At 70.6% G+C, this 21,736-nt stretch carries 22 protein-coding genes and 1 riboswitch; of the genes, 6 read left to right on the plus strand and 16 right to left on the minus strand.

The window, feature by feature from the left end; translation table 11 throughout:
- Positions 1 to 5: 5 nt before the first annotated feature.
- A complete protein-coding gene (locus DI272_RS15460) occupies positions 6 to 788 on the plus strand; it encodes an alpha/beta fold hydrolase (RefSeq protein WP_109495932.1) in 783 nt (260 codons plus the stop codon).
- Here DI272_RS15460 and mnmA read toward each other — a convergent pair.
- On the minus strand, positions 778 to 1,905 hold the full coding sequence (mnmA, locus tag DI272_RS15465; RefSeq protein WP_109495933.1) for a tRNA 2-thiouridine(34) synthase MnmA: 1,128 nt from the start codon (positions 1,903 to 1,905) through the stop codon (positions 778 to 780). The genes DI272_RS15460 and mnmA overlap by 11 nt on opposite strands.
- A gap of 60 nt (positions 1,906 to 1,965) precedes the next feature.
- Here mnmA and DI272_RS15470 point away from each other — a divergent pair, with 60 nt between their 5' ends.
- A complete protein-coding gene (locus tag DI272_RS15470) occupies positions 1,966 to 2,631 on the plus strand; it encodes an N-acetylmuramoyl-L-alanine amidase (RefSeq protein WP_109495934.1) in 666 nt (221 codons plus the stop codon).
- A gap of 30 nt (positions 2,632 to 2,661) precedes the next feature.
- On the opposite strand, the gene DI272_RS15475 is transcribed toward DI272_RS15470, so the two are convergent.
- The 3 genes from DI272_RS15475 to DI272_RS44500 form a co-directional block, all read right to left on the minus strand.
- A complete protein-coding gene (locus tag DI272_RS15475) occupies positions 2,662 to 3,825 on the minus strand; it encodes a cysteine desulfurase family protein (RefSeq protein ID WP_109495935.1) in 1,164 nt (387 codons plus the stop codon).
- Positions 3,826 to 3,890: 65 nt separating this feature from the next.
- Positions 3,891 to 4,169 (minus strand): DUF4190 domain-containing protein, encoded by a 279-nt coding sequence (locus tag DI272_RS15480; protein ID WP_109495936.1) that lies wholly within the window; start codon positions 4,167 to 4,169, stop codon positions 3,891 to 3,893.
- Positions 4,170 to 4,310: 141 nt separating this feature from the next.
- Complete coding sequence (locus DI272_RS44500; protein ID WP_097269263.1) at positions 4,311 to 4,475, minus strand: hypothetical protein; 165 nt, start codon at positions 4,473 to 4,475, stop codon at positions 4,311 to 4,313.
- A 143-nt stretch (positions 4,476 to 4,618) separates the two neighbouring features.
- Here DI272_RS44500 and DI272_RS15485 point away from each other — a divergent pair, with 143 nt between their 5' ends.
- Positions 4,619 to 5,245, plus strand: coding sequence for a TetR family transcriptional regulator (locus DI272_RS15485; protein ID WP_109495937.1), 627 nt, complete (start codon positions 4,619 to 4,621; stop codon positions 5,243 to 5,245).
- Positions 5,246 to 5,340: 95 nt separating this feature from the next.
- Here the strand turns inward: DI272_RS15485 and DI272_RS44505 are convergent, their stop codons facing one another.
- Complete coding sequence (locus DI272_RS44505) at positions 5,341 to 5,742, minus strand: hypothetical protein (protein WP_181387196.1); 402 nt, start codon at positions 5,740 to 5,742, stop codon at positions 5,341 to 5,343.
- Between the two features lie 245 nt (positions 5,743 to 5,987).
- Positions 5,988 to 6,842, minus strand: a complete 855-nt coding sequence (locus tag DI272_RS15495; RefSeq protein WP_109500855.1) for a thioesterase family protein — start codon at positions 6,840 to 6,842, stop codon at positions 5,988 to 5,990.
- 223 nt (positions 6,843 to 7,065) lie between these two features.
- On the opposite strand from DI272_RS15495, the gene DI272_RS15505 reads away from it, so the two are divergent.
- On the plus strand, positions 7,066 to 8,280 hold the full coding sequence (locus DI272_RS15505) for an esterase family protein (RefSeq protein ID WP_109495938.1): 1,215 nt from the start codon (positions 7,066 to 7,068) through the stop codon (positions 8,278 to 8,280).
- Here the strand turns inward: DI272_RS15505 and DI272_RS15510 are convergent.
- From DI272_RS15510 to DI272_RS15555, 10 genes are all read right to left on the minus strand, one after another.
- Positions 8,189 to 8,845, minus strand: a complete 657-nt coding sequence (locus tag DI272_RS15510; protein WP_109495939.1) for a trimeric intracellular cation channel family protein — start codon at positions 8,843 to 8,845, stop codon at positions 8,189 to 8,191. The genes DI272_RS15505 and DI272_RS15510 overlap by 92 nt on opposite strands.
- 46 nt (positions 8,846 to 8,891) lie before the next feature.
- Positions 8,892 to 10,292, minus strand: coding sequence for a M1 family metallopeptidase (locus DI272_RS15515; protein ID WP_109495940.1), 1,401 nt, complete (start codon positions 10,290 to 10,292; stop codon positions 8,892 to 8,894).
- 97 nt (positions 10,293 to 10,389) lie between these two features.
- Positions 10,390 to 11,604: an ABC transporter ATP-binding protein gene (locus DI272_RS15520; protein WP_181387197.1), complete on the minus strand. Its 1,215-nt coding sequence runs from the start codon at positions 11,602 to 11,604 to the stop codon at positions 10,390 to 10,392.
- Between the two features lie 11 nt (positions 11,605 to 11,615).
- Positions 11,616 to 12,713, minus strand: coding sequence for an ABC transporter ATP-binding protein (locus DI272_RS15525; RefSeq protein ID WP_109495942.1), 1,098 nt, complete (start codon positions 12,711 to 12,713; stop codon positions 11,616 to 11,618).
- Positions 12,710 to 13,708, minus strand: coding sequence for an ABC transporter permease (locus tag DI272_RS15530; RefSeq protein WP_109495943.1), 999 nt, complete (start codon positions 13,706 to 13,708; stop codon positions 12,710 to 12,712). The genes DI272_RS15525 and DI272_RS15530 overlap by 4 nt, the downstream gene beginning before the upstream one ends.
- A gap of 111 nt (positions 13,709 to 13,819) precedes the next feature.
- A complete protein-coding gene (locus DI272_RS15535; RefSeq protein ID WP_109495944.1) occupies positions 13,820 to 15,616 on the minus strand; it encodes an ABC transporter substrate-binding protein in 1,797 nt (598 codons plus the stop codon).
- A 70-nt stretch (positions 15,617 to 15,686) separates the two neighbouring features.
- A complete protein-coding gene (locus DI272_RS15540; RefSeq protein WP_109495945.1) occupies positions 15,687 to 16,691 on the minus strand; it encodes an ABC transporter permease in 1,005 nt (334 codons plus the stop codon).
- Positions 16,692 to 17,017: 326 nt separating this feature from the next.
- Positions 17,018 to 17,818, minus strand: coding sequence for an enhanced serine sensitivity protein SseB C-terminal domain-containing protein (locus tag DI272_RS15545; RefSeq protein ID WP_109495946.1), 801 nt, complete (start codon positions 17,816 to 17,818; stop codon positions 17,018 to 17,020).
- Positions 17,819 to 17,990: 172 nt separating this feature from the next.
- On the minus strand, positions 17,991 to 18,776 hold the full coding sequence (locus DI272_RS15550; RefSeq protein ID WP_109495947.1) for an enhanced serine sensitivity protein SseB: 786 nt from the start codon (positions 18,774 to 18,776) through the stop codon (positions 17,991 to 17,993).
- 113 nt (positions 18,777 to 18,889) lie between these two features.
- Positions 18,890 to 19,564 (minus strand): AAA family ATPase, encoded by a 675-nt coding sequence (locus DI272_RS15555; protein WP_109495948.1) that lies wholly within the window; start codon positions 19,562 to 19,564, stop codon positions 18,890 to 18,892.
- A gap of 189 nt (positions 19,565 to 19,753) precedes the next feature.
- Positions 19,754 to 19,849: riboswitch (glycine riboswitch) on the plus strand.
- A 181-nt stretch (positions 19,850 to 20,030) separates the two neighbouring features.
- Between DI272_RS15555 and gcvT the strand changes: the two genes are divergently transcribed.
- Positions 20,031 to 21,149, plus strand: coding sequence for a glycine cleavage system aminomethyltransferase GcvT (gene gcvT, locus DI272_RS15560; protein ID WP_109495949.1), 1,119 nt, complete (start codon positions 20,031 to 20,033; stop codon positions 21,147 to 21,149).
- 98 nt (positions 21,150 to 21,247) lie between these two features.
- On the plus strand, positions 21,248 to 21,625 hold the full coding sequence (gene gcvH / locus DI272_RS15565; RefSeq protein ID WP_062026852.1) for a glycine cleavage system protein GcvH: 378 nt from the start codon (positions 21,248 to 21,250) through the stop codon (positions 21,623 to 21,625).
- Positions 21,626 to 21,736: the final 111 nt, after the last annotated feature.

The following is a 21,736-nucleotide window of genomic DNA, read 5'->3' on the forward strand; positions in this document are numbered from 1 at the left end:
CAGGCATGGACAAGAGGACTCTTTCCCGCGACGGCACCTCCATCGCCTACGAAAGCTCCGGCCAGGGCCCCGCCGTGATCCTCGTGAGCGGCGCGATGTCGACGGGCGGCACGATGGCACCGCTGGCCGCGGCCCTCGCCGACCGGTTCACGGCCTTCGTGTACGACCGGCGGGGCCGCGGCGAGAGCGGCGACACGGCACCGTACGCGGTGGAGCGTGAGGTCGAGGACCTCGCAGCGCTGGTCGACGCGGCGGGCGGTGAGGCGTGCCTGTGCGGCGTCTCGTCGGGCGGGGCGCTGGTGCTGGAGGCGGTGGCGAGCGGGCTGCCGGTCCGCAGGGCCGCCGTGTACGAGACGCCGTTCGCCGACTTCTCCCCACAGGGCGCTGAGGAACGCGCCGCGTACACCGCGCACCTGACGGCGGCGCTCGCGGAGGGGCGGCGCGGGGACGCGGTGGAGCTGTTCCTGTCGCTGACCGGCATGGCGCCCGAGATGATCCAGGGCGCCCGGCAGTCGCCCCTGTGGGCCGGCATGGAGGCAGTCGCGCCGACGCTGGCCCACGACGACGCCGTGATGGGCGACGGCCTGGTGCCGCGCGAGCGGCTGGCGTCCGTCTCCGTGCCGGTCCTGGCCGTGGCGGGCGGGGCGAGCCCCGAGTGGCTCCAGGAGGCCACGCGGGCGGTGGCGGAGGCGGCGCCGAAGGGGTCGTACCGGAACCTGGAGGGCCAGACCCACATGGTGGACCCGACCGTCCTGGCCCCGGTGCTGGCCGACTACTTCACGCCGTAGCGCCCGCCGTCGCGCGCGTGGTCGAGGCGATCGTCGCCGACCCCACCACGCGCGTGCCGTCGTACAGGACGATCGCCTGGCCGGGGGCCACCCCGCGGACCGGCTCCGTGAAGGAGACCCGCAGCTCGCCGTCGACCAGTTCCGCGGTCACCTCGGTCTCGCCGCCGTGGGCGCGGAGCTGGGCGGTGTAGGTGCCGGGGCCGGCGGGGGCCACCCCGCACCAGCGGGGCTTGATCGCGGTCAGGGCGCTGACGTCCAGGGAGGCGGCCGGGCCGACCGTCACCGTGTTGTTCACCGGGGAGATGTCCAGGACGTAGCGGGGCTTGCCGTCGGCGGCCGGGGTGCCGATGCGCAGGCCCTTGCGCTGGCCGATGGTGAAGCCGTACGCGCCCTCGTGGGTGCCGACCTTGGCGCCGGACTCGTCGAGGATGTCACCCTCGGCCTTGCCGAGCCGGTTCGCCAGGAAGCCCTGGGTGTCGCCGTCGGCGATGAAGCAGATGTCGTGCGAGTCGGGCTTCTTCGCCACCGCCAGGCCCCTGCGCTCGGCCTCCGCGCGGATCTCGTCCTTGGTCGTGACCGTGTCGCCGAGCGGGAACAGGGCGTGCGCGAGCTGCTTCTCGTCCAGGACGCCGAGGACGTACGACTGGTCCTTGGCCATGTCGGAGGCGCGGTGCAGTTCGCGGGAGCCGTCCTCGCGGACGATCACCTGGGCGTAGTGGCCGGTGCAGACCGCGTCGAAGCCCAGCGCGAGCGCCTTGTCGAGGAGCGCCGCGAACTTGATCTTCTCGTTGCAGCGCAGGCACGGGTTCGGGGTGCGGCCGGCCTCGTACTCGGCGACGAAGTCCTCGACGACGTCCTCGCGGAAGCGGTCGGCGAGGTCCCACACGTAGAACGGGATGCCGATGACGTCGGCGGCGCGGCGGGCGTCGCGGGAGTCCTCGATGGTGCAACAGCCACGCGCGCCCGTGCGGAACGATTGCGGGTTCGCCGAGAGGGCGAGGTGGACGCCGGTCACGTCATGGCCGGCTTCCGCGGCGCGGGCGGCTGCGACGGCGGAGTCCACGCCGCCGGACATGGCGGCGAGGACGCGGAGGGGGCGCTGCGTGGAGTGAGTCATAACCCCTCCAGGGTACGGGGGCGCGGGAACCGGAGCCCACGAGTATCCGTTCACGATCACATGGGGGCGACAGAGGCATCCAAGGACGGCGACCGGCGCATCGGCCGGCGTGCCCTGCTGATCGGCGGGGCGGCGGCCGCGGTGGGCACCGCCGTGCTGGCCCGGGACGAGCTGGCGCGGCTGTGGTGGCGTACGCCCGGGGTGGAGAAGCCGCGCAAGGAGGGCGAGGTCGACTACGCGGGCGCGCGCTGGGTGGCGGCGTCCGACGCGAACTGGCGGCGCGCGGACCGGCCCGCCGACTACCCCATAGACATGGTGGTCATCCATGTCACACAGGGCAGCATCGCCAGCGCGGTGAAGGCCTTCCAGGACCCGGGCCACCAGGCCGCGGCGCACTACATCGTGGGCCGGGACGGCCGCGTCACCCAGATGATCCGCGAGCTGGACGTGGCGTACCACGCGGGCAACCGCGACTACAACGAACGCAGTGTCGGCATCGAGCACGAGGGTTTCGTCGACCGCCCCGAGGACTTCACCGACGAGATGTACGCGGCCTCGGCCCGGCTGACGGCCAGGGTCTGCGCGCGCTACGGCATACCCGTGGACCGCGAGCACATCATCGGGCACGTGGAGGTGCCGGGGACGGACCACACCGACCCGGGCGAGCACTGGGACTGGGACCGGTACATGAAGCTGGTGCGGAAGGCGCGTACGGCGGTGGCCTGAGGACCCCGCTCCTTCCTCGGCCTCGCGCCCCTACGTCAGACCCGCCGCCCGCGCCCGTTCCACCGCCGGGCCGATCGCCTTGGCCACCGCCTCGACGTCCGCCTCGGTGGAGGTGTGGCCGAGGGAGAAGCGGAGGGTGCCGCGGGCCAGGTCCGGGTCGGTGCCGGTGGCGAGCAGGACATGGCTGGGCTGGGCGACGCCGGCGGTGCAGGCGGAGCCGGTGGAGCACTCGATGCCCTGGGCGTCCAGGAGCAGGAGCAGGGAGTCGCCTTCGCAGCCGGGGAAGGTGAAGTGGGCGTTGGCGGGGAGCCGGTCGACCGGGTCGCCGCCGAGGATCGCGTCCGGGACCGCCGTACGGACCGCGTCGACCAATGCGTCGCGCAGGGCGCCGATCTCGCGGGCGAACCACTCGCGCTGCTCGGCGGCGAGCCGGCCGGCGACGGCGAAGGAGGCGATGGCGGGGACGTCGAGGGTGCCGGAGCGGACGTGGCGCTCCTGGCCGCCGCCGTGCAGGACGGGGACGGGGGTGTACTCGCGGCCGAGCAGCAGGGCGCCGATGCCGTACGGGCCGCCGATCTTGTGGCCGGAGACGGTCATCGCGGCGAGGCCGGAGGCGGCGAAGTCGACGGGGACCTGGCCGTAGGCCTGGACGGCGTCGGCGTGCAGCGGGACGCCGAACTCGGCGCAGACGCCCGCCAGTTCATGGACCGGCAGGACGGTGCCGATCTCGTTGTTGGCCCACATGACGGTGGCGAGGGCGACGTCGTCGGGGTCGCGGGCGATGGCCTCGCGCAGGGCTTCGGGGTGGACGCGGCCGTAGCCGTCCACCGGGAGGTACTCGACGGTGGCGCCCTCGTGTTCGCCGAGCCAGTGGACCGCGTCGAGGACGGCGTGGTGTTCCACGGGGCTGGCGAGCACCCGGGTGCGGGCCGGGTCGGCGTCGCGGCGGGACCAGTACAGGCCCTTCACGGCGAGGTTGTCGGCCTCGGTGCCGCCGGAGGTGAAGACGACCTCGCTGGGGCGGGCGCCGAGGGATTCGGCGAGCGCCTCGCGGGACTCCTCGACGGTACGCCTCGCGCGGCGGCCGGCCGCGTGGAGGGCGGATGCGTTGCCGGTGACGGCCAGCTGGGCGGTGAGCGCCTCGACTGCCTCGGGAAGCATCGGGGTGGTCGCGGCGTGGTCGAGGTAAGCCATGGTGGGTCGATTCTACGGGGCCGCGTTCGGAAGCCTCATGGCAAGGCTCCCCGGCACCGGGGGCGTCAGAAGCTCCAGGACACCGTGCTGTCCAGCTGCATCACCGTCACCAGGACCAGGAGGTCGGCGACACCCAGGCCCAGGCCCAGGAAGGCGCGTCCGCGGCGGGCGGTGCCGCGCCAGAGGGCCGCCGCGGCCAGGGCGATGGCGACCGGGCCGAGGAAGATGTTCAGGACGAGCAGGCCCAGCAGGCCGAGGATGAAGGACGCCACGGCCATGCCGTCGGCGTCGCGGGTGCCGGTGCGGCGGGTGGTGTTGCCGGTGGCCGGTGCGGTGAGCTGCATGGTGATCAGTCCCCCAGGATCGGTGGGTCGAGCGGTTCGGTGGGTTGAGCGGTTCGGTGGGTGAGCGGGTCAGTCGGCCCGGCGGGTTCTGTGGGCCCGGCGGGTTCTGTGGGCCCGGCGGGTTCTGTGGGCCCGGCTGGTTCAGTGCGCCGACGAGTTGCGGCGGGCGTGGCGCTCGCGGAGCGCGAAGATGCCGAGCCAGGCGGCGATGACGGCCGCGGCGACGGCGGTGAAGGCGAACGGCGCGTGGGCGACGGTGCCCAGGACGGCGCCGAAGAGCAGGAGTGCGGCGACGAGGAACAGCATGGGATGAATCCCCCTCCGAGACACCCGTGGGCATCTCTCGTTACGTTTCGGTGAACAGTTGTAGTAACAGTTGTTCACTGACTACAAAGTCTAGCGCGTACGACGACTTCTCAATTCCAGAGAACAGTTGTTTACTGCATGGCATGAGTCACACCCTCGGCATCCGGCAGGCCCAGAAGCAGAAGACCCGACAGGCGCTCCTGGACGCGGCGTTGGGGCTGCTGGAGGAGCAGAGCCTGAGCAGCCTGGGTCTGCGCGAGGTCACGCGCGCCGTCGGCGTCGCCCCGACCGCCTTCTACCGGCACTTCCGCTCCATCGCGGATCTCGGCGCGGCACTGGTCGAGGAGGCGCTGGGCAGCCTGCACCCGATGATCAGGACGACGGTGTCCACGGCGGACGACAGCGAGCAACGCATAGCGCGCGCCGTCGAGCTGATCGCCCGTCACGTGGACGCGTACCCCGCACATGTCCGTTTTATCGCCCGGGAACGTCATGGCGGGGTCCAGCCGGTACGGGACGCCATCCGGGAGCAACTGGCCCGGTTCGGCCAGGAGGTGAAGGACGAGCTGGCCAAGGACCCCGAGTCGGCCGGCTGGAGCGACGACGACCTGCTCATGCTCGCCAACCTGTACGTCGACCAGATGCTGATCACCGCCTCCCTGTTCCTGGAGGCCCAGGAGGCCACGCCGGAGGAGCGGGACCGGGTGATCCAGGTGGCGACGCGCCAGATGCGGCTGATCAGCATCGGCCGGCAGCACTGGCTGGACTGACGCTCCGGCCGGGAACACCGAAGGGCGGCGCCCCCGTTCAGCAGGGGGCGCCGCCCTCGTCGTACGCCCTGAGACGTCAGGTCGGCAGCTCTGCGTCAGCTCTTCGTCGCCGACGCCGACGGCTGCCCGCTGGGCGCGCCGCTCGGCGCGCCGCTGGGCATCGCGCCGCCGCCACCGCCGGGGCCGCCGCAGCCGCCGCCCTGGCCGCCGCCGGGACCCCCCTGACCGCCCTGGCCGCCGCCCGGCCCGCCGCTCGGCATGCCCGAGGGCGCGCCGGACGGCCGGGCCGTGCCGCCCGCCGTCGGAGCACCCGAGGGGGCGCCGCCGGGCGCCCCCGAGGGGTTGCCGCTGGGGGCGCCGGACGGTGCCTGGCAGGACTGCGCGGAGTTGCCGCTGTTCGAGGAGGACGACGACGAGTCACCCGAGCCACAGGCCACCAGGGCGAGGGGCGAGAGCGCCAGCAGAGCCACTGCGGGGACGAGACGCACACGCTTCATGAGAAACAACTCCAGGAAAGATGAGGAGAGTCTTGAGGCGGGCACTCAATCAACGCGCCTTAGGGCTTCCTTGGGCCCGCGCTGTCCCCGGCCTGTGCGTCAGGCAAAGCGGGGCCAAAGTCACCCTTCTGACCTGGGGTTCTCTTCCGGGGCCCGGCCTATTCGCTGGTACAGGTCCGTGACAGAGGACCCGGACGACGGCGTTGGCGTCGCCGGGGCACTCCTCGCCCCGGCGGCACAAGCCCTTACGTCAGCCTCGCCCTCGCCAGCTGTCGTGACTGGGCGACCAGGCGGTCCGCGCTGTCCCAGACCTCGGCGTCCTCCTCCAGGAAGCCGCCGGCGAGGTTGCGGGTGGTGATGGAGACGCGGAGGGGGCCGGGGGCGGGGCGGGAGCGGACGTGGACCGTCAGCTCGACCGTCGGGACCCAGCCGGAGATGCCGATCTCGAAGGCGGTCGGCGGCAGCGCGTCCACCGCGAGCAGCAGGGAGAGGGGATCGGCGTCGCGGCCGTCGGCGAGGCCGAACCAGGAGCGCATCTCGCCCTTGCCGGACGGGGCGCCGAGGGCCCAGCCCAGGGTCGAGGGGTCCAGCTTGAGCATCAGGCGCTCGGTGATGGCCGAGCTGCCCTCGACGGGGGCGGGCCCGTCCTCGGGGCCGAAGCACTGGTCCATGGGCGGGAACACCGGCGGCTTCGCCGTCGTGCGGACGTCGTCGGGGAGGGAGTCGAGGTCACCGTAGGAGGCCAGGACGCGGATGCGTTCGATCTCGGCGCCCTGCTCGTCGTACTGGAGGAGCGAGGCCTGGCCGGTGGAGAGGGTGCGGCCGGTGCGGACCACCTCCGTGCGGATCACCGCGGGGCCCGGCTGTGACGCGGTGAGGTAGTGCGCGGAGATGGTGAACGGGTCGGCGTGCGGCAGGGCGTCCGCGAGGGCGCGGCCGAGGACGGCCAGCAGGTAGCCGCCGTTGACGGCGTTGATGATCGTCCAGCCGGCGGAGAGGTCGATGTCGTAGACGCCGGGTTCGCGGCGGGTGACCGCGGTGTCCCGGTCGAACTCGCTGTCGCCGATCGTGGCGCGCGTGGCGGAGGCTGCTTCTGGCATGGCTGAACGGTACAACAGCTAACTACTAAGCGGTAGCTTTGCACCTCCTTCACCTTCTTCCCAGCCCCTCCCGCCTCCCCGCCTCGCCGCCTCGCCGCCTCCCCGCCTCCCCGCCTCCCCGCCTCCCCGCCTCCCCGCCTCCCAGGTGAGACTCGGGCAATTTCTCGGTAAGTGTCCCCACTCGTCCGTGAACCCGCGGCCTCGCCGGGCCCTCTGTAGGGGCATGAGCCTTACCGGGACCGCGTTCCTCTACACGCTGATCGTGCTGTTCGTCGTCGCCGTCGTACTCCCGCTCGCGCTGTGGTCGCGGCTGCGCGGACCGAAGGCGCTGCGTGCCCTGGGCCGGCTGCTGATGGTGCTGTTCGCCCAGGGCACGGCGGTCGCACTCGTCTTCGTGCTGGTCAACAACGAGAACAACCTGTACGACAACTGGGCCGACCTCCTCGGCACCGGCGACCACGTCCAGCAGGCCGCGGACCTCGGGCCCGACGGCACCGGCGGCATCGCGCTGAAACGATTGCCCAGGATCCGCCAGCACTTCTCCCCCGCCGGCCTCGACGGCGTCAGCGTCACTCAGCTCAAAGGCAGGGTGTCGGGCGTGAACGCCGAGGTCTACGTCTGGCTGCCGCCGCAGTACCGGCAGCCCGCCTACCGGCACCACAAGTTCCCCGTCGTGGAACTGCTGTCGGGCTACCCGGGCTCGGCGAAGGCCTGGTTCGGATCGCTGCACGCGGTGAACCAGCTGAGCCCGCTGATGAAGGACGGCAAGGTGGCGCCGTTCATCCTGGTCGCCCCGCGCATGAACCTGCTGGCCGGGGCGGACACCGGGTGCGCCAACATCCCGGGCACGGTGAACGCCGACAGCTGGCTGAGCCTCGATGTGCCGAAGATGGTCACGGACAACTTCCGCGCCCAGTCGGGCCCCGCGGGCTGGGCGGCCGCCGGGTACTCCGCGGGCGGGCACTGCGCGACGAAGCTCGCCGTGGCGCACCCCGACCGCTACCGGGCCGCGATCAGCATGTCCGGCTACAACGACCCGATCGGCGAACGCGCCTCGCTGGCCGCCGAGACCCCCGCCCTGCGCCGCGCCAACAACCCCTATGTGCTGCTGCGCGAGGCCCGCACCCCGCCCGCGATCGCGCTCTACGAGTCCGGCCAGCCGGGCGACGGCTACGAGGCCGGCGTGGGCCTCGCACAGGTCGCGAAGGCGCCGACGACCGTGCACGTCGTCTACGTCCCGAAGAGCGCCGGCGGCCACACCATGGCCCTGTGGCGGCCCCAGGTGGTCCCGGCGTTCCGCTGGCTGACCGAGGAGATGGGGCTGCTGCACGGCAAGACGGGCGGCGCTACTCCTCGCGGACGGTCGACCGGCGGTTCCACGCCCGCGGAGCTCGCCAGTGGTAGCGCATCGCCAGCAGCCGCAGCACGAAGGCCGTGATCGCGGCGAGGGAGCTGGTGACCGGGTTCAGCGCGTCGTAGCGGATGCAGAGCACCACCATCGTGGCGCCGACGATCGCTGGGACCGCGTACAGGTCGCGGTCCCAGCGCAGCAGCGACGGCACCTCGTTGGCCAGCACGTCACGCAGCACACCGCCGCCGACCGCGGTGGCGAGGCCGAGGGTGGCGGACTGGGTGAGGCCGAGGCCGTAGTCGTACGCCTTGGTCGTCCCGGTCACGCAGAACAGGCCGAGGCCCGCCGCGTCGAAGACGTTCACGCCGAGCTGGATGCGCTCGACCTGCGGGTGCAGGAAGACGACCAGCAGCGCGGCGAGCAGCGGGGTGACGAAGTACCCCAGGTCGGTGAAGGCGGCCGGGGGTACCGCGCCGATGATCAGGTCCCGGAACAGCCCTCCGCCCAGCGCGGTGACCTCGGCGAGGACGGCGATGCCGAAGACGTCGAAGTTCTTGCGCACGGCCAGCAGCGCGCCGGAGATGGCGAAGACGAAGATGCCGATCAGGTCGAGCGTGTGCTGGACGGAGGGGGCAAACAGTGGCTCAAGCACCCCACATTCTTACCTATGAGCGGGGGAGAACCTTGCAATGCAAGGGCTACGCGGCCGGAAGGGTCGGTTTCCCTGTGGTGAACAGCCAGGTCTGGAACAGGTCGTCCAGCTGCTGCCCGGAGATCCTCTCCGCGAGCCGGATGAAGTCCGCGGTGTTCGCGTTGCCGTAGCGGTGGATCCTCGCCCAGGTCGGCAGCAGCTTGAAGAACGCCGCGTCGCCGATGCGTTCGCGCAGCATCTGGAGGGTCATCGCGCCGCGCTGGTAGACCGCGGAGGCGAACATGGTGTCGCGCTGCGGGTCGCCGACGGTGATCTGCCAGAAGGGGGCGTCGGCCGGGCGGGCGTCGTACCCGGCCAGGAACGAGTCGTGGGCGGTGCGGGTGCCCTGGTGCTCGGCCCACAGCCACTGGGCGTAGGTGGCGAAGCCCTCGTTGAGCCAGATGTCCTTCCAGCGCTCCACCGACACCGAGTCGCCGAACCACTGGTGGGCCAGCTCGTGCACGATCGTCGTCTCGCTGCGCACGGCCGAGTAGACCGGCTTCGACTGCACCTCCAGCGAGAACCCGGCCTCCGGCATGTCGTCGACGATCGCGCCGGTCTCCTCGAAGGGGTACGGCCCGAAGACCTCCGACCAGTAGTCCGTGGCGGCGGCCGTGACCGCGTACACGTCGACGTTGTTGCTGTTCGTCAGGACGGGGTCGATCGCGACGTAGATCGGGGTGCCGCCGGGGGTGGTGCCGGTCCGCACGTCGAACTTCCCGATCGTGGCGGTGGCAAGATAGGTCGCCATGGGCCTGCTCTCGCGCCAGTGGGTGTACGTCGAGCCGCCCTTGTCGTACGTCGAGACCAGCCGGCCGTTGGAGACGCCCGTCAGGCCCTTGGGCGCCTTGATGCGGATGTCGTACGTGGCCTTGTCGTCGGGGTGGTCGCTGGACGGGAACCAGGTGGAGGCGGCGTTGGGCTCGCAGGCGACGAAGACTCCGTCGGCGGTCTTCATCCAGCCGTAGTCCGAGCCGAACACGATGGGGCCGCCGAGGGGTTCGGGGACGCCGCCGTAGGTGACCCGGACGGTGAAGTCGCGGCCCTTGGGGAGCGTGCCGCGCGGGGTGACGCGCAGTTCGTCGCCGTCGCGCGTGAACGCGGCGCGTCTGCCGTTCACCTCGACCCTCGTGACCTCCAGCTGCTGGAGGTCGAGGTCGAAGGCGGAGAGGTTCTGGGTGGCGCGGGCGGTGAGGGTCGTACGGCCGTCGAGGCGGTCCGTGTCCGGGTTGTACGCCACGTCCAGGTCGTAGTGGCGGGCGTCGAAGCCGCCGTTGCCGAGGAGGGGGAAGTAGGTGTCGCCGAGACCGGGGGCTCCGGGTGACGGGGCGGGGGCGGCCGCGATGACACAGAAAGAGGCCACCGCGGTGGCGATGGCCCCTAAACGTGCCGAACGGGAGAGTCTCATGTGTCGTCCCTTTCGAGCGTGTGCCGATAAGTCGGACACGGACGACTCTGGACTCTCCCGATCGGTCATGTGCATGACTTTGCCAACTTGTCATGCGCTACTTGTCGGTTGACTCCTGGCTCTCGCCGGTCTCCTCGGTGGCGCCACCGGCCTCCGCGACCTCCGCCGCCACCGCCGCCGACGTTTCCGCCGACTCCGCCAGCACCTCGTCCGCGACCAGCTCCGCCGCCTCCTTCGCGACCGTCAGCAGGACGGTGTCCTGCGGAGCCTGGTCCTCGAAGTTCTCCGGGTGGTGGCAGGCGACCTGCTGACCCGGCTTCAGCTCGACGAGCTTCGGCTCGGTGGTCTTGCAGATCTCCGTCGCCTTCCAGCACCGGGTGTGGAAGCGGCAGCCGCTCGGCGGGGAGATCGGCGAGGGCACGTCGCCCTTGAGCAGGATGCGCTCGCTCTTGGCGCTCTTCCGCTTCGGGTCCGGGATCGGCACCGCCGACATGAGCGCCTTGGTGTACGGATGCATCGGCGCCTTGTACAGCGCGTCGCGGTCCGCCAGCTCGACGATCTTGCCGAGGTACATCACCGCGATCCGGTCCGAGACGTGCCGGACGACCGAGAGGTCGTGCGCGATGATCACGTAGGTCAGGCCGAGCTCCTGCTGGAGGTCGTCCAGGAGGTTCACGACCTGGGCCTGGATCGACACGTCGAGCGCGGAGACCGGCTCGTCGGCCACGACCAGCTTCGGGTTCAGGGCCAGCGCGCGGGCGATGCCGATGCGCTGGCGCTGACCGCCGGAGAACTCGTGCGGATAGCGGTTGTAGTGCTCGGGGTTGAGACCGACCACCGACAGCAGCCGCTGGACCTCCGCCTTGATGCCGCCCTCGGGCGTGACGCCCTGGAGCTTGAAGGGGGCGCCGACGATCGTGCCGATGGTGTGGCGCGGGTTCAGCGAGGAGTACGGGTCCTGGAAGATCATCTGCACGTCGCGGCGGAGCGGACGCATGCCCGCCACGCCGAGGTGCGTGATGTCCCTGCCCTCGAACTCGACCGTGCCGCCGGTGGGTTCGAGCAGCCGGGTGATCAGCCGGCCCATCGTGGACTTGCCGCAGCCGGACTCGCCCACGACGCCCAGGGTCTCGCCGGCCTTGACCTCGAAGTCGATGCCGTCGACCGCGTGCACCGCGCCGACCTGCCGCTGGAGCAGACCCTTCTTGATCGGGAAGTGCTTCTGCAGCCCGGTCACCTTCAGCAGGGTCTCACCCGGGGCGGCGTCGGCCTTGGTGGCCGGCGTGCCTCCGCTCTGCGCAGGGATGCTCACTTTGTCCTCGCTCACAGCTTCGGCGCAATCTCTTCGATCCAGATCCGCTCCCGCTGCTCCTGCGTCATGTGGCAGGCGGCCCAGTGCTGGCTGCCCACCTCGGTGAGCTCAGGGCGGACCGTGCGGGTGACGTTGTCCTTGGGGATGTCCGCGTACGGGCAGCGCGGGTTGAAGGCGCAGCCGGACGGGATGTTGATCAGCGAGGGCGGGGAGCCCTTGACCGGGATCAGACGCTCCTGCTGCTCGCGGTCCAGCCGCGGCATCGAGCCGAGCAGGCCCCAGGTGTAGGGGTGGCGGGGCTCGTAGAACACCTTCTCCGCCGGACCGCGCTCGACACAGCGGCCGCCGTACATCACCAGGATGTCGTCGGCGAGCTCGGCGACGACACCCAGGTCGTGGGTGATGATGATGACCGCGGAGCCGAACTCCTTCTGCAGGTCCCGGATGAGGTCGAGGATCTGCGCCTGGACGGTCACGTCCAGGGCGGTCGTCGGCTCGTCCGCGATGAGCAGTTCGGGGTTGTTGACCAGCGACATCGCGATCATCGCGCGCTGGCGCATACCGCCGGAGAACTCGTGCGGGTAGCTGTCCACCCGCTTGTCCGGCTGCGGGATGCCGACCCGGTCGAGCATCTCCACGGCACGGCGCTTGGCGGTCTTCTTGTCCACCTTGTGGTGGATGCGGTACGCCTCCACGATCTGCTGGCCGATCGTGTAGTACGGGTGCAGCGCGGACAGCGGGTCCTGGAAGATCATCGCCATCTCGCGGCCGCGCAGCTTGCGCACGTGGTCCGGGTCGGCGGTGAGCAGTTCGGTGCCGTCCAGCCAGATCTCGCCGGAGATCTGCGCCTTGCGCTTGCCGTACTGGCCCGCGGTGTGCAGGCCCATGATGCCGAGCGAGGTCACCGACTTGCCGGAGCCGGACTCGCCGACGATACCGAGGGTCTTGCCCTTCTCCAGCTGGAAGGAGAGCCCGTCGACGGACTTGACCAGGCCGTCGTCGGTCGGGAAGTGCACCTTCAGGTCGCGCACTTCGAGGAAGGCGGTCGGCGCGGGCGAGGCGGCGACGGGCTCGCCCACGGCCGCTCCGCTCTTGCTGAGTTCGGTCATGACAGCCTCACTCGGGGGTCGATCGCGGCGTACAGGAAGTCCACCACAAGGTTCGCGATGAGCACCGCGAGGGAGGTGATCAGGGTGACGCCCAGGATGATCGGCAGGTCCTGGTTGCGGATGGCGCTCAGCACGGCCTGGCCGAGGCCGGGCAGGTTGAACGTCGTCTCGGTCAGGATGGCGCCGCCGATGAGGGCGCCGAGGTCCATGCCGAGCATGGTCAGGATCGGGGTCATCGTCGAGCGCATGGCGTGCTTGCCGATGACAGTCTGCTCCTTGAGGCCCTTGGCACGGGCGGTGCGGATGTAGTCCTCGCCGAGAATCTCCAGCATGGTGGCGCGGGTGATCCGGGCGTACATCGCCGCGTACAGGAACGCCAGCGTGATCCAGGGCAGGATCATGCCGCCGAACCAGCCGCCGACGCTGTCCTCCAGGGGCGTGTACTGCCCGTCGAACCAGCCCAGTCCGAAGACGAAGATCGACAGGGACAGCAGACCGGTGAAGTAGATGGGCAGCGAGACACCGGACAGCGCGACGACCATCGCGCCGCGGTCCCAGATGCTGCCCCGCTTGAGCGCGGAGAGCACGCCGGCCGCGATGCCGAAGATCAGCCACAGCACGGCCGCGCCGAGCGCCAGCCCCAGGGTCACCGGGAAGCGGTCGGTCAGGACGGGCCAGACAGCCTGCTCGCTGCGGAACGAGTAGCCGAAGCAGGGGGCGGAGCAGTGCACCGAGTCACCGCCGCCGGTGTAGGTGCGACCGACGAAGATGCCCTTGAAGAACTCCCAGACCTGGGCGTAGATCGGGTCGCCCAGACCCAGCTTCTGCCGCACGCCCTCGACGGCGGCGGGGTCGGCCTGCTTGCCCACGAAGCTCGTGGCGATGTCGACGCCTGCCCACTTGGGGACGAGGAAGAAGATGCTGAAGACCACCAGGATGATGACCACGAGCATCACTGCGGCGGCGAACAACCGCCTGATGAGGTAAGCGAGCACAGCTCTCGGCCCGCCGCGGACCGCGGGCCACCGGAGGTCGTCCGATGGCCCGCGATCACGCTGCGCCGGCCTTCACCTGCCTTTCGTGCCGTACGGCGGGTGTGCCGGGTGTCAGGAGGCGGACTTCAGACCGAGGTTGACGAAGTCGTACATACCGCTGTAGCCGTCGGAGGTGTACACGTTCGCCAGGCGGTCGGAGCGCCAGTTGATGAACTTCTCGAAGACGAAGGGCAGGTAGTAGCCGCCCTCCATGACCTTGTGGTTGATCTCGGTCGCGATCTGGGTCTTGCCGGCGTCGTCCAGCGTGTTGACGTACTGGTCGAACAGGCCGTCGATCGTCTTGTCCTTGATCAGCGCGTAGTTGGAGTTACCGCTCTCCAGGATGTACTTGCTGTCCCACAGCGGCAGACCGTAGCCCTGGACGGACGGGAAGTCCGGACCCCAGCCCATGATGATGATGCCGTAGCCCTTCTTCTCGACGTTCGAGGGGCTGCCGATGATGCCGGTGGTCTGCGAGCCGTCGTACTGCTCGATCTCCGCGTTGATGCCGACCTTCTTGAGCGAGGCCTGCAGCGACTGGGCCGTGGCCACCTCGACCGGCTTGTTGTTGCGGACCGCGATGGTGGTGGAGAAGCCGCTCGGCTTGCCGCAGGCCTTCAGCTCTTCCTTGGCCTTGGCGGCGTTGCCGGTCTTGTTGGCACCGGCCAGCTCGTACGGGTCGTACTTCTGACCCTCGGCGCCCGGGACGGACGGCGGGAGCATGTTGGTGCCGATGTCACCACCGGCGATCGGGCCACCGCGGGCGGTCTGCAGGGAGACGTGGTCGGCACCGTAGATCACGGCCTTGCGGCAGTGCTCGTTGTCGAACGGCTTGACGCTCTGCGGGAAGACCGCGTAGCGGATGTAGCCGGAGACCGGGTTGTCCAGGTTGGCCTTGTGCTGCTTGAGGGCGGTGGTGCGGCCCTGCGGCGACATGCCGGTCTGGTTGATGTCGAGGTCCAGGTCACCGTTGATCAGACGCTGGTCGAGCTGGTTGGCGTCCGAGAAGAACTGAATGGTGATCTTGTCCGGGTAGGCCTTGCGGATCGGGTCCGAGGCCTGCTTCCACTGGTCGTTGCGGACCAGCGTCAGGTTCTTGCCCGGGCTGTACGACTCGAACTTGTACGGGCCGGAGGAGAACGGGTGCAGCTGGTACTTGGACTTGGTGTCCTTGTCCTGGCGGACCGGCGAGGCCGAGATCAGGCCCAGCATCTCCTCGAAGTCCGAGTTGGCCTTCGGCAGCTTGAAGACGATGGTCTTGTCGTCCGGCGTCTCGATCGCCTGCAGGCCCAGCTTGTCCTTGGTGGTGTCCTTGTACGGGCCCTTGTACTCGCCCTTGGGGTCGAGGACGTCCTTCAGGTACACCGGACCGCCGGACAGCACGTCCTGCGCCCAGACGCGCTCGATGCCGTACTTGATGTCCTTGGACGTGATCGGCTTGCCGTCCTCCCACGTGATGCCGTCACGCAGGGTGTACGTGTAGGTCTTGCCGTCGTCCGTGACCTTGGCGAGGCCCGTGGCGAGGTCCGGGGTCAGCTCGGCGCCGGCCTTGCCCGGCTCCGTCTTGCCCGTGACCAGCTGGCGGCTGTAGTAGCGGGCGAAGTTCCACATGAAGCCGTAGTAACCGCGCGTGGTGTCCCACGAGTCGGCGTCCTGGGCGCCACCGAACTTCAGCGTGCCGCCCTTCTTGGCCAGGGAGGCCTGGGCGACCTTGTTGTTCGCGGCGTCGAAGCCGGCCGCGCCCGTCTTCGAGCCGTTGTCGCTGTCACTGTCACCGCCGCCGCACGCCGCCGTGGTCAGCAGCGCGGCGACCGCGGCGACAGCGGCCAATGCCTGCTTTCGCCGCCCTGAGGTGCGTTGGGTAGTCACGATCTCGGATCCTCCGGATTTGATGAGAGACCCCGTAGTCGGTGCCACGGGACGTTTGCGGTACGGCAGCTCAGCGGCCGGCCTTCGGGTCGAGCGCGTCACGCACGCCGTCGCCGAAGAGGTTGAAGGCCAGCACGGTGATGAAGATCGCCACACCCGGGACCACCATGTACATGGGGTCCGACTCGTAGTAGTCGATCGCGCTCGAGAGCATCTGTCCCCAGGAGGAGGTGGGCGGCTTGACGCCCACGCCCAGGAAGCTGAGTGCCGCCTCGGTGAGGATGTTGGTGGGGATCATCATCGTCGTGTAGACGATGATCGGCGCGACCAGGTTGGGCAGCAGCTCCTTGAACAGGATGTACAGCCGCCCGGCGCCGAGCGAGCGGGCCGCCTCGACGTACTCGCGCTCGCGCAGCGAGAGCGTCTGACCGCGCACCACGCGTCCGATGTAGGGCCAGCCGAAGAAGCCGATGACCAGGATCATCACGAAGACGCGCACGGACGAACCGGTCAGGCCCAGCAGCTCGTTCGGCATGACGGAGACCAGGGCGATGATGAACAGCAGCTGCGGGAAGGCCAGCAGGCCGTCCATGACGCGGCTGATCGCGGAGTCGACCCAGCCGCCGAAGAACCCGGCGAGCACGCCCAGGACCGTGCCGAGGACGACGGCGACGACCGCGGACAGGAAGCCGACCAGCAGCGAGATCCGGGCGCCGTAGAGGATGCGGGCGAAGATGTCGCGGCCGTTGACGGGCTCGACGCCCAGCCAGTGGTCGGCGCTGACACCGCCCAGGGACCCGGTCGGCGTACCGAACAGCGGGTCGATCAGGTTCTCGTGGTAGGCGTCGGGATCCTGTCCGTACAGGCTGGTGATCACCGGCGCGAGCAGGGCGACGAGCACGAGCAGCAGCACGACGATGCCGCCCGTCAGGGCGAGCTTGTCCCGCTTCAGGCGTTCCCAGGCGATCCGACCCAGGGAACGCCCCTGTACGGCCTTGGCGCCGGCGTTGACCGCCGCTTCTTCGGCCGCGCTCGGGGCCGCTTCCGCGGTCGGCTCGTGCAATGGTGCCGTCATCTGGCAGGGACCCCTCTCAACCGGCGGTGACCGGCCCGCACTTGCCGCTTGTAGCGGCGTGATCAGTCCGTCGTACACAGGGGCGAACTCACCCCTGGTGCGGGAGTCTTCAACGCTTTGGCGATCTGTTGCCAGACTTGGCGAGGAAAGGATGCATAAACGTGATGCGGGCTGCAGGGTTCCGTTATCCGGACAGCAGGTAACGGCCGCCGGACGCAGCCCAGTTGGGGCAAATGCGAACCTCATGGGGCCTTCTGCCCACATCTACGCGCGAAGACACACTCCCGTAACACGAGAGTCTGTGACCGCCGGGGCGCAGGGTCGGTTCAGTAGCCGCCGGGTGCCGGAGGGTAGCCGTACCCCGCCGCGGGGGCCTGCGCCGGGGCCCCGTGGGCCTCCCGGTCGTAGAAGGGCCGGGCGCCGGCCCGCATCCACATCGCGACCGGGTCGTACTCGTCGGACATGGCGACGGTCGACACCGGCAGCCCGTCCGGGACCGCGCCGATGGACTGCTGCATCATCGCGCGCACCGAGTCGACGGCGGGCGGGCTGGTGTCGTAGACGTCCAGACCGATGGCGAGATACGGCGCCCCGAGCGCCGGCTGCACCCAGGCGCGGCGCAGCGAGCGCACCGCCGGGGTGCGGTGGGCGTTCTGCGCGATCAGGGCGTAGAACTGCGGGATCTCGATGCCGGGTTCCGACAGCCGCAGCGGGCCGGCCGGCTGGCGCTCCAGGCCCGTCGCGATCCGGCGCAGGTCGAGCCAGGGGATGCCGACGCCGCCGCCGGGGGTGTGCGGGTTCAGCCAGAGACCGTAGTGGTCGGGGAAGAGGGTGCGGGCCACGTCGACCCCGTCGACGACTTCGTAGGAGCGGTTCCAGCCGCTGGCGCTCAGCTCCTGGGCGGAGGTGACACAGGGCGCGTAGCCGTAGCCGTCGACCTCCATGTTTCCGTACTGGGCGTCCGGCGAGCCTGCCTGGCCGTGCCACAGGAGCATCCAGATCTGGCCGGAGGAGGGGGTGGCGAGGGCGCGGAGGAGTGCCTCGTAGGCGTCGTAGCGCCCCGGCGTCACCTGGCGCAGCATGTGCTCGACCGTGCCGGTCGCGGTGCCGGTTCCGCTGGCGCTCACCTTCTACCGCCCCTTCGGGAAAGTTGCGTGTGTCTGCCGACAGCTTAAGCGTTGGGGGCTCGGGGCTTGCGGTGGTCCGCCGGTGCGGATCGGTGGGGGCGGGTGGCGCCCGTGCGGCGGAGCCGCACACCGGCACGGCCCCGCGCCCCTGGTCCTGCTGCCCTGAGGGCGGCTACGAGCCACCCTGGTAGAACGGCCGCACCTGTTCCCGCATCCAGTGGCCGACCGGATCATCCGCCACGTCCAGCAGAACCAGGTTGACCGGCCAGGCCACAGGGACCTGGCCCAGGGCCCGGCCCAGGGCGTCCATCGGGAGGGTACGCAAGTCGCCCTCCCATGAGGAGAGTTCCACGCCCACGAACATCACGGGGTCGGCGGTCTCGATCGCGGCGAGACAGCGGCGGGCGGTGCGGACCACGCCGGTCGCGGCGAACTCGGCGGACGCGGCGGCGAGGAAGTCGACCGGATCGTCCTGCCAGTCCGGCTCGTAGAGCTTGACGCGGCCACCGCTGCTGGGGCCGTCCAGCGGAGTGCGGCCCACCCGGCAGAGCTCGGCCACGGCGGGCGGCGGCAGCGGAACGCCCACCACACCGTCCGGGTTCACGGCGATGCCGACCTGCGGGGGAAGGCCGCGCGCGAACTCCACGGCCGGGGCGATCGTGTACGCCATGTGCGCGCCGGCGACCTGCCGGAGCTGTTCCTCGGAGCTGAAGACCGGGACGTAGGCCTGGCCGTCGATCTCGAAGGTGGGCAGGTCGAGCGGGCCGGTGTGGGCGCCGCCGCCGTTGGGCAGCGGGACCCAGACGAAGCTGCGCCCCAGGACCTCGACGATCCGGCCGCCGGCCCCGGGCACGCCGAGGGAGGCCGAGAGCACCTCCTCCAGCTCGTTGCCGGGCCATCCGCCGCCGTGCGGATGAGGGTGTGCCTGTGCCGGGAAGTCCTGTGCCGGGAAGTCCATCTGTCCGTCCGCCTGCCGAGTACCGCTGATGTGGCTGAAAGGCTAACGGGTGCCGGCCCCCGGGCACCCCGGCCGTCAGCAGGTGAGGCCGATCCTGCGCAGGGTGCCGGCCGTCAGCCGGTGAAGCCGATCCTGCGCAGGGTGTCCGCCGCGGCCCGGTCCAGGAGCACCGCCGAGCCCACCCCCTGCGGCAGCTCGCCCTTCTCCACGGAGCGGATCAGACGGGCGGCCGCCGTGCGGTGGCGCAGGAAGGCGTAGCGCGAGACGCCCCGGCCGCGCTCCCGCTGGCCCCGCAGCGCGGTGTCCGCGGTGACGTCGAGCAGCAGCAGGTGCAGGGTGCCGCCGCGGCGGCGGGCCGCGCGGGCCAGCCAGCCGCGCACCCAGGACTGGGTGCCGCAGTCGTGCACCACGACGCCCGCGCCGGAACGGAGCGCGCGGCGCAGGCCGACGTAGTGGGCGAGGCGGACGAGGGGGCGGTAGACCGCGTACGGCAGGAAGCGGGGCGTACGGGTGTCCCAGCGGTCGCGGGTGTCCTGGGAGTCGACGCGGATGCCGGTGACGGCGCGCCGCATCAGCGTCGACTTGCCGCTGCCGGGCAGGCCGGTGATCACGACCAGGTCGTCCGGGGCGAAGAGCAGGGCGTGCGGGCTGTGGCCGGCTCGGTCGCGCAGGTCGCGGACGACCGGCCGCGGTGCGCACGACTCCCCGACCGTCTCCCGGGCCGGGGCGCCCGGCTGCGCGGGCAGCGCGACGGCCGAGGTGGTGGCGTACGCAGTGGGCCTGTTCACCGTGATCGTCCTCCTCCGGGGTCAGGGGTTCCCCTCCCCACCGAGCGTAAAGAGAAGGTAATGGGGTGTGTCTCCTGTTTTCGTGATCGTCGTGCCACAAGCCGGTCACAAACGGCAGCGCCTGATGCGGCTCTGCCGTCGGCGCCCGATGCGTGCAATGATGTCCGCGCCAACTGCATACCGGCCGTTCGAATCCGCGCGGGAGAGTTCCCAGCCCAGAGCTGGGGCGCCGAAGGAGCAAGTCCCTCCCTTGAATCTCTCAGGCCCCGTTACCGCGCGGGCGAGGCACATCTGAAAAGCGAGTCGCCCTCCGGTGGCTCCACCCAAGGTGCAAGTCATGTCCCCTGCGGTCATGGCGAACCTCTCAGGTTCCGATGACAGATGGGGAGGAACGACCTCGCCCTCCCCCATGCTCGAACGAGCTCGCACGGGAGGTACCCCCATCGCCTTGGGAGACAACCGTCCGATGAGCAGCAACGCACCCCGCCTGACCGCGCTCGACGCCCTGCATCGCGCGCTCGGCGCGACGATGACCGACTTCGCCGGCTGGGACATGCCCCTGCGCTACGGCTCCGAGCGCGACGAGCACAACGCCGTGCGGACCAGGGCCGGGCTCTTCGACCTCTCCCACATGGGCGAGATCACGGTGACCGGCCCGCAGGCCGCGGCCCTGCTGAACCACGCCCTGGTCGGCAACATCGCCTCCGTCGGGGTCGGCCGCGCCCGCTACACCATGATCTGCCGGGAGGACGGCGGCATCCTCGACGACCTGATCGTCTACCGGCTCGCCGAGACCGAGTACATGGTGGTCGCCAACGCCTCCAACGCCCAGGTGGTGCTGGACGCGCTGACCGAGCGGGCCGCCGGCTTCGACGCCGAGGTGCGCGACGACCGGGACGCCTACGCCCTGATCGCCGTCCAGGGCCCCGAGTCCCCCGGCATCCTGAAGTCCCTCACCGACGCCGACCTCGACGGTCTGAAGTACTACGCCGGTCTGCCCGGCACGGTCGCCGGGGTCCCGGCGCTGATCGCCCGCACCGGCTACACCGGCGAGGACGGCTTCGAGCTGTTCGTGGCGCCGTCCGACGCGGAGCGGCTGTGGCAGGCGCTGACCGAGGCGGGCGCGCCCGTCGGTCTGATCCCCTGCGGGCTGTCCTGCCGGGACACACTGCGCCTGGAGGCGGGCATGCCGCTGTACGGGCACGAGCTCTCCACCGAGCTGACCCCCTTCGACGCGGGCCTCGGGCGCGTGGTGAAGTTCGACAAGGAGGGCGACTTCGTCGGGCGCGAGGCGCTCACCGAGGCCGCCGCCCGCGCCGAGACCGCGCCGCCGCGCGTCCTGGTCGGCCTGGTCGCCGAGGGCCGCCGCGTCCCGCGCGCCGGGTACGCCGTCGTCGCCGACGGCAAGGTCATCGGCGAGGTCACCTCCGGCGCCCCCTCGCCCACGCTGGGCAAGCCGATCGCGATGGCGTACGTCGACGCCGCGCACGCCGCGCCGGGCACCACCGGCGTCGGGGTGGACATCCGGGGCAGCCACGAGCCGTACGAGGTCGTGGCGCTGCCGTTCTACAAGCGCCAGAAGTAGCCGCCGTAGGCGATGCTGAGCACGGAACCGCTGCTCCCGCACGCCTTCCGCAGTCCCCCATTCACCAGCACTCCCCCGCGTACAGGAGAATTCAGGCCATGAGCAACCCCCAGCAGCTGCGTTACAGCAAGGAGCACGAGTGGCTGTCGGGCGCCGAGGACGGCGTCTCGACGGTCGGCATCACGGAGCACGCGGCCAACGCGCTCGGCGATGTCGTCTTCGTGCAGCTCCCGGAGGTCGGGGACACGGTGACCGCGGGCGAGACCTGCGGCGAGCTGGAGTCGACCAAGTCGGTCTCCGACCTGTACTCCCCGGTGTCCGGTGAGGTCACCGAGGTCAACGAGGACGTCGTCAACGATCCGTCGCTGGTGAACTCCGCCCCCTTCGAGGGCGGCTGGCTGTTCAAGGTACGCGTCGCGGAGGAGCCGGCCGACCTGCTCTCCGCCGACGAGTACACCGCCTTTTCCGCCGGCTGAGGAGTCCGTACCTGATGTCCGCACTGAACACCCCCCTGCACGAGCTCGATCCGGAGGTCGCCGCGGCGGTCGACGCCGAGCTGCACCGTCAGCAGTCCACGCTGGAGATGA

Source organism: Streptomyces sp. Act143, assembly GCF_003143935.1.
In the GTDB taxonomy this organism is placed as follows: Bacteria; Actinomycetota; Actinomycetes; order Streptomycetales; family Streptomycetaceae; genus Streptomyces.

Bases quoted from the DNA above. Each gene is read 5' to 3' on its own strand.
- DI272_RS44505 (WP_181387196.1), bottom strand. From the start codon at position 5,742: ATGAAGCGTGTGCGTCTCGTCCCCGCAGTGGCTCTGCTGGCGCTCTCG.
- DI272_RS15505 (WP_109495938.1), top strand. From the start codon at position 7,066: ATGAGCCTTACCGGGACCGCGTTCCTCTACACGCTGATCGTGCTGTTC.
- DI272_RS15475 (WP_109495935.1), bottom strand. From the start codon at position 3,825: ATGGCTTACCTCGACCACGCCGCGACCACCCCGATGCTTCCCGAGGCA.
- DI272_RS15480 (WP_109495936.1), bottom strand. From the start codon at position 4,169: ATGCAGCTCACCGCACCGGCCACCGGCAACACCACCCGCCGCACCGGC.
- DI272_RS15525 (WP_109495942.1), bottom strand. From the start codon at position 12,713: ATGACCGAACTCAGCAAGAGCGGAGCGGCCGTGGGCGAGCCCGTCGCC.
- DI272_RS15470 (WP_109495934.1), top strand. From the start codon at position 1,966: ATGGGGGCGACAGAGGCATCCAAGGACGGCGACCGGCGCATCGGCCGG.
- DI272_RS15460 (WP_109495932.1), top strand. From the start codon at position 6: ATGGACAAGAGGACTCTTTCCCGCGACGGCACCTCCATCGCCTACGAA.
- DI272_RS15515 (WP_109495940.1), bottom strand. From the start codon at position 10,292: ATGAGACTCTCCCGTTCGGCACGTTTAGGGGCCATCGCCACCGCGGTG.
- DI272_RS15550 (WP_109495947.1), bottom strand. From the start codon at position 18,776: ATGGACTTCCCGGCACAGGACTTCCCGGCACAGGCACACCCTCATCCG.
- DI272_RS15495 (WP_109500855.1), bottom strand. From the start codon at position 6,842: ATGCCAGAAGCAGCCTCCGCCACGCGCGCCACGATCGGCGACAGCGAG.
- gcvT (WP_109495949.1), top strand. From the start codon at position 20,031: ATGAGCAGCAACGCACCCCGCCTGACCGCGCTCGACGCCCTGCATCGC.
- DI272_RS15485 (WP_109495937.1), top strand. From the start codon at position 4,619: ATGAGTCACACCCTCGGCATCCGGCAGGCCCAGAAGCAGAAGACCCGA.
- DI272_RS44500 (WP_097269263.1), bottom strand. From the start codon at position 4,475: ATGCTGTTCCTCGTCGCCGCACTCCTGCTCTTCGGCGCCGTCCTGGGC.
- gcvH (WP_062026852.1), top strand. From the start codon at position 21,248: ATGAGCAACCCCCAGCAGCTGCGTTACAGCAAGGAGCACGAGTGGCTG.
- mnmA (WP_109495933.1), bottom strand. From the start codon at position 1,905: ATGACTCACTCCACGCAGCGCCCCCTCCGCGTCCTCGCCGCCATGTCC.
- DI272_RS15540 (WP_109495945.1), bottom strand. From the start codon at position 16,691: ATGACGGCACCATTGCACGAGCCGACCGCGGAAGCGGCCCCGAGCGCG.